This window comes from Chryseobacterium turcicum (genome assembly GCF_021010565.1).
GTDB lineage: Bacteria > Bacteroidota > Bacteroidia > Flavobacteriales > Weeksellaceae > Chryseobacterium > Chryseobacterium turcicum.
The window spans coordinates 576,326-582,500 of the sequence record NZ_JAJNAY010000001.1 but is presented as its reverse complement, the minus strand read 5'-3'; the positions used below and the strand labels follow the sequence as shown (position 1 = coordinate 582,500).

The following is a 6,175-nucleotide window of genomic DNA, read 5'->3' as shown; positions in this document are numbered from 1 at the left end:
TCAATTCGTGTGTGCCAATCCCCGCAGCTTTTCGCAGCTTACCACGTCCTTCGTCGCCTCTGAAAGCCTAGGCATCCGCCATACGCCCTTAACGATTTCTTTCCTAATTATTAATTAGTTCAGTATTTTTGCTTTAGCATTGCTGCTAAAATATTTTTGTAAACTCAAACGCTTAATTGCGCTCGGTTTTCTCTTTGTGATATTTTTACCGTTAATGTCAATGATCTTTATGCTATTTCTGATCTAATTCGCAAAATATTGTTTTTGGCTCTATTTGCTTCTTAAAATTAAACCATAAATCATGTTATATTACTATAACAATGTGGAGAATAAGGGAGTCGAACCCTTGACCTCCTGCGTGCAAGGCAGGCGCTCTAGCCAGCTGAGCTAATTCCCCGCTAGTTTAGATGTTAGTAGTTAGAAGTTAGAGATTAGTAAAAAACTAACTTCTAATTTCTAGATTCTAACCTCTATTTAAATTAGTAGTCTCGGGCAGGCTCGAACTGCCGACCTCTACATTATCAGTGTAGCGCTCTAACCAGCTGAGCTACGAGACTTTGTTATGAGTAATGGGTGATGAGTAATAAGTAATATTTGCATATCTCTTTTTTCTCTTCTTCATACTCAATCTCTCTTCCCTAATACTAATTTCTAGTGGGTTTTGTATTTCTTATATATATTATAAGTAATAAATAATTGGTAATGAGTAATTAATACAAGCTGTTACACTTGGCTCTTTTTACTTTAACCTTTTTACTTATACTTATATATCAACCAAATAAAAACTAAAGCTTCTCTTTAAGTAAGTGCATGGACACATTGTGTCCTTATTTTTTATCGTCCGAAGACGCTCTAAAATGAGATGTTCCAGCCGCACCTTCCGGTACGGCTACCTTGTTACGACTTAGCCCTAGTTACTTGTTTTACCCTAGGCAGCTCCTGTTACGGTCACCGACTTCAGGTACCCCAAACTTCCATGGCTTGACGGGCGGTGTGTACAAGGCCCGGGAACGTATTCACCGCATCATGGCTGATATGCGATTACTAGCGATTCCAGCTTCATAGAGTCGAGTTGCAGACTCCAATCCGAACTGAGACCAGCTTTCGAGATTCGCATCCAGTCGCCTGGTAGCTGCCCTCTGTACTGGCCATTGTATTACGTGTGTGGCCCAAGGCGTAAGGGCCGTGATGATTTGACGTCATCCCCACCTTCCTCTCTACTTGCGTAGGCAGTCTCACTAGAGTCCCCAACTTAATGATGGCAACTAGTGACAGGGGTTGCGCTCGTTGCAGGACTTAACCTAACACCTCACGGCACGAGCTGACGACAACCATGCAGCACCTTGAAAAATGTCTTGCGAAAAGTCTATTTCTAAACCGGTCATTTCCCATTTAAGCCTTGGTAAGGTTCCTCGCGTATCATCGAATTAAACCACATAATCCACCGCTTGTGCGGGCCCCCGTCAATTCCTTTGAGTTTCATTCTTGCGAACGTACTCCCCAGGTGGCTAACTTATCACTTTCGCTTAGTCTCTGAATCCGAAGACCCAAAAACGAGTTAGCATCGTTTACGGCGTGGACTACCAGGGTATCTAATCCTGTTCGCTCCCCACGCTTTCGTCCATCAGCGTCAGTTAAAACATAGTGACCTGCCTTCGCAATTGGTGTTCTAAGTAATATCTATGCATTTCACCGCTACACTACTTATTCCAGCCACTTCTACTTTACTCAAGACCTGCAGTATCAATGGCAGTTTCATAGTTAAGCTATGAGATTTCACCACTGACTTACAGATCCGCCTACGGACCCTTTAAACCCAATAAATCCGGATAACGCTTGCACCCTCCGTATTACCGCGGCTGCTGGCACGGAGTTAGCCGGTGCTTATTCGTATAGTACCTTCAGCTTTCCACACGTGGAAAGGTTTATCCCTATACAAAAGAAGTTTACAACCCATAGGGCCGTCGTCCTTCACGCGGGATGGCTGGATCAGGCTCTCACCCATTGTCCAATATTCCTCACTGCTGCCTCCCGTAGGAGTCTGGTCCGTGTCTCAGTACCAGTGTGGGGGATCACCCTCTCAGGCCCCCTAAAGATCACTGACTTGGTAGGCCGTTACCCTACCAACTATCTAATCTTGCGCGTGCCCATCTCTATCCACCGGAGTTTTCAATAATAATTGATGCCAATCATTATATTATGGGGTATTAATCTTCCTTTCGAAAGGCTATCCCCCTGATAAAGGTAGGTTGCACACGTGTTCCGCACCCGTACGCCGCTCTCTCTGTCCCGAAAGACAAATACCGCTCGGCTTGCATGTGTTAGGCCTCCCGCTAGCGTTCATCCTGAGCCAGGATCAAACTCTCCATTGTATGTTTGTCTGACTCACTCAAAGTTAATTGACGCTTTAGTTTTTCCTTACTTGGTTGTATATTATTTTTCAATGATCTCTTCTCTCTCGCTTTTTACGATACCTACATTTTCTGTCGTTTTCAGTATCGATTTGCGTGTGCAAAAGTAAAAAATTATTACTAATTGACCAAATGTTTTTTGAAGAAATTTTAAAGTTTTTTGATGACCCTAAATCCTTCTATCAACACCTAATCTATCTACTCCTGCGCTTCCCGTTTTACCGGACTGCAAAGATACTAATCTTTTTAACTCTCGCAATCTTTATTACTAAAAATCTTAAAAGCTTTTTTTGATTCTATATCTTAAAGTGGATATTAGTTTTGTCTTTTTAAACTATATAAATAGTGGCTTCTGCGCTACTGACATACTTTCGTTTTTCAGTGGGGCAAAAGTAGAACTTTTTATAAACACAATCCTAATTTATTTAACATTATGTTTAATTTCAATTCATATTGAAGCTTAAACGACTGGTTCGGTGGATGAATAATTTAGTGTGTTGGTGTGTTGGTGTGTTGGTGTGTTGGTGTGTTGGTGTGTTGGTCTCGCTCCTACGGAGCTCATAATCTAATAATATCATGGGGCTACAAAGATGGCGCTTCTACGAAGCGCTTAATTGTAGTCATTACTTTTTTTCTACACAGATAGCACTCCTATGGAGTGATGGATAGAGATTGGAGGTTTAGGTTTAGGTTTAGGTTTAGGTTTAGGTTTAGGTTTAGGAAAAATAACGTTTTATGGAGAGTTGAAACGGAAAACCACCCCATCAAAAAATCAAAGATTTTTCGACACCCCTCCGAGGGAGGGGAATCTAATACCATTCTATTGTTCTAGTTGCTGTTGTTGCGATTCTTTTTGTTGGTGGTGGCGTAAGGCTGGTGAAAAAATGGAGAGCGATTCTAATGATTGCTGAAAATCGAATGAGTAAACTAAAAAGTCTTTATTATATAGTATCTCCTAGCCCCAATGGGAGCGGTATCCTTTTTTTTGCGGGAGGAAAGCTTTGGAGAAAAAAGATATAGTGGACAGCGGGATTAAGCTCCTAAAAAAAATACCTCCGAAGGAAATCGGAGGTAAGATATGGTATTTGAGAAGTTTATTAATTATTTTCGGTATAAATCATTCTTAGAAAATCTCCAAATGATTTGTCGAGTCCCATGATATCGCCTGATTTCAGATTAATCCCGGGTTCACCGTAAGTGTTGGATTTAATTTTAGCAGATGAAATTTGAAAATATTGAGCCTGAGAATTTTCATTGACAGAAATCTTAATGGTAGAGCCTAAGAATTTTTTTGTAGAGATTGTATAAATCTCTCCCGGGATACCTTTGATTGCAATAAATGACCTTGGCTGTAAAACATAATCTTTTTTGTTGATGCTAATGGTCTGCGGTTTTGAAGATGACGAGAAAAAATACATTACATCTGACGGTTTTGAAAGCTCGTCTTTTGTAATATAATAAAGTCCTAATTGGTAGTTTGCCGGATTAAATGGCTGCGTTTTTTCGTCTACACTTTCAAATGGTTTATAAGAAAAAGCATTGGCTCCTATTTCTTTTGCTTTTTTTAAAATGGAAGTATATATCGTAGCGTCATCGTTTGAAAACCCTTGTACATCAATTTCACCCAAATATTCTGCATCAGATTTTGTGGGGTCAATTTTAAAAAAATATTTATCTTTATTTTCTTTTGTTTTTTCAACTTTAGATAAATAAACATTTTGGGCATTCATGAATGCAACTGTCATCATAAAAATGAATAGGGCTGTATTTTTTATCTTCATTTTAATTTGAAAGTATATTAACACAATCTTCTAAGCTGTTTTCCCAATGTTTTGGCTCAATTTTGTAGATAGTTTCTATTTTATCGAGACACATCGTGCTCCTTTTTGGCCTTTTTGCCGGAGTTGGATATTGCTCTGTTGTCAATGCATTGAGCTTTATTGGTGACATAGAGAACTCAGCAATTTTTTTTGCAAACTCAAACCATGTGGTTTCAGGGTAATTTGAAAAATGGAAGACTCCAAAAGTTTTGTTTGGATTTTCTACAATGCTCATAATGGCTTCCGCCAAATCGTTAGCATTCGTAGGTTGCCCAAACTGATCACCAACAATTCCTAACTCTTCTTTTTGTGAAAATAAGTTAAGCATTGTTTTCACAAAGTTTTTGTTGAACTCTGAATACAGCCAAGAAGTTCTTAGAATAATGGTCTTGGGATTATTTTCTAACGCCAATTCTTCACCTTTCAGTTTAGATTCTCCGTACACACCGATAGGACTTGTAAAGTCATCTTCAGAATAGTCTAAGTTGGTTTCACCATCAAATACATAATCGGTAGAAACGTGAATGAAGACTGTTTTGTAATCTGCACAAGCTTTAGCCAAATTTTCTACTCCTTCGGCATTCACCGCAAAAGCTTTTTCAGTTTCTTTTTCGGCAAGGTCTACCGCAGTATACGCTGAAGCATTGATACAGAAATCGGGTTTTTGATTATAAAAGAAATCATTAATCTGATTTTCGTCTGTAATATCTAAAGACTGAGAATCTGTAAAAATAAATTCATAGTTATTTTCAAAATCGGGAGCAATTTTTCTGATGCAGTTTCCCAATTGCCCATTACTGCCTATAACAAGTATTTTTTTCATTTGATTTGTTTTATGAATTTTTTGCATTTTGTGATCTTAAACACTTAACTCTAGACTGGAAGTCTTTCTGCTCCAGATCAACATAGAATTCGCCGAACTTTACTTTGATATCTTCAGGATGAATTTCGGAACGTCTGGTTTTTAAATTAAAATAAATTACCGTTACCCAAAGCACCGCATGAACAGTTTTCTCGTCGAGGCTTTTCATTAAAATTTCTACTTTAGAAATGCGGTCTCCTATCTCTATTGTTTTACTGCTGATAACGACCTGAGTATTGTATTTTACTTCTTTTAGGTAAGCAATTTCATTTTGAATGGCGATCCAGGTACAACCTGTTTTTTTAGTATATTCTTCATAAGTAAAACCGTAATATGTTTCTACATGATCTTCTCTTGCATTGAACATATAATCGAGATATTTCACATTATTTAAATGCCCGATTGGATCACAATCACTAAATCTTACTTTTACGGTTGTTGAAACTTCTTTTTCCATAGCGCAAAAATAAAAAAACCACTTCTAAATGAAGTGGTAGTTTTTATAAATCTTTGTTAATTTCAGAAATTATTGAAGACCTAATTCTTTTTTAACAGCTGCAGTAGCATCAGGACCTCCTTTATAGATAAGACCTGCAGAATTTACATCCATTATATACTCATAGCTGCTTGCTTTTGCCACTTTGTTTACTGCATCCATCACTTTCTTTTCTATAGGAGCGTAAGCTAGTTTTTCTTTTTCAGCAAGATCTTTTTGTGCTCTTTCGCTCATTTGCTGAGCTTCAGCCTGTAACTTTTGCATTTCCTCTTGTCTTGCTTTGTTTTCAGCTTCAGTTTTTGTAGGAGCTTCTTTTGTATACAACGCATATTTTGTTTGCATAGCATCACCTTTCTTTTTTATTTCAGCTTCTTTCGCATCAAGGAAAGCTTTAAGATCTGTATCTGCTTTTTTCTTTTCAGGCATTGCATTAAGTACACTTACTAAGTCTAGAGTAGCAATTTTTTGCGCTTTTGCCATACCAACAGATACAACCATCATTGCTGCTGCAAATAATACACTTAATTTTTTCATAACGGGTAATAAATAATTAATTTGTTTTTAGATTTTAAATTTAAGTAAAAGT

4 protein-coding genes, 2 tRNA genes and 2 rRNA genes (1 of these 8 only partly in view) are annotated in these 6,175 nt (G+C 37.9%); all 8 read right to left on the bottom strand.

Annotated features, from left to right (window positions below; all coding sequences use genetic code 11):
• Positions 1-102 (bottom strand): 23S ribosomal RNA (locus LO744_RS02790); it reaches 2,659 nt to the left of the window's first position.
• A 221-nt stretch (positions 103-323) separates the two neighbouring features.
• A tRNA-Ala gene (locus tag LO744_RS02785) sits at positions 324-397 on the bottom strand.
• Positions 398-483: 86 nt separating this feature from the next.
• A tRNA-Ile gene (locus LO744_RS02780) sits at positions 484-557 on the bottom strand.
• A 298-nt stretch (positions 558-855) separates the two neighbouring features.
• Positions 856-2,372 (bottom strand): 16S ribosomal RNA (locus tag LO744_RS02775).
• Together the 16S and 23S rRNA genes with 2 tRNA genes alongside form the textbook arrangement of a ribosomal RNA operon.
• Before the next feature lie 1,136 nt (positions 2,373-3,508).
• Positions 3,509-4,192: a hypothetical protein gene (locus LO744_RS02770; protein ID WP_230667083.1), complete on the bottom strand. Its 684-nt coding sequence runs from the start codon at positions 4,190-4,192 to the stop codon at positions 3,509-3,511.
• A gap of 1 nt (position 4,193) precedes the next feature.
• Entirely contained in the window at positions 4,194-5,054 is an 861-nt protein-coding gene (gene rfbD, locus LO744_RS02765; protein ID WP_230667082.1) for a dTDP-4-dehydrorhamnose reductase, read from the bottom strand.
• Between the two features lie 10 nt (positions 5,055-5,064).
• Complete coding sequence (locus tag LO744_RS02760) at positions 5,065-5,550, bottom strand: acyl-CoA thioesterase (RefSeq protein ID WP_230667081.1); 486 nt, start codon at positions 5,548-5,550, stop codon at positions 5,065-5,067.
• A 69-nt stretch (positions 5,551-5,619) separates the two neighbouring features.
• Positions 5,620-6,123 carry an OmpH family outer membrane protein gene (locus tag LO744_RS02755; protein ID WP_230667080.1) on the bottom strand — a complete coding sequence of 168 codons (504 nt, stop codon included), beginning with the start codon at positions 6,121-6,123 and terminating at the stop codon, positions 5,620-5,622.
• Positions 6,124-6,175: the final 52 nt, after the last annotated feature.

What these genes read in the sequence shown, in the direction of transcription:
- LO744_RS02770 (WP_230667083.1), bottom strand. Translation starts at nt 4,192, where the DNA reads ATGAAGATAAAAAATACAGCCCTATTCATTTTTATGATGACAGTTGCA.
- LO744_RS02760 (WP_230667081.1), bottom strand. Translation starts at nt 5,550, where the DNA reads ATGGAAAAAGAAGTTTCAACAACCGTAAAAGTAAGATTTAGTGATTGT.
- rfbD (WP_230667082.1), bottom strand. Translation starts at nt 5,054, where the DNA reads ATGAAAAAAATACTTGTTATAGGCAGTAATGGGCAATTGGGAAACTGC.
- LO744_RS02755 (WP_230667080.1), bottom strand. Translation starts at nt 6,123, where the DNA reads ATGAAAAAATTAAGTGTATTATTTGCAGCAGCAATGATGGTTGTATCT.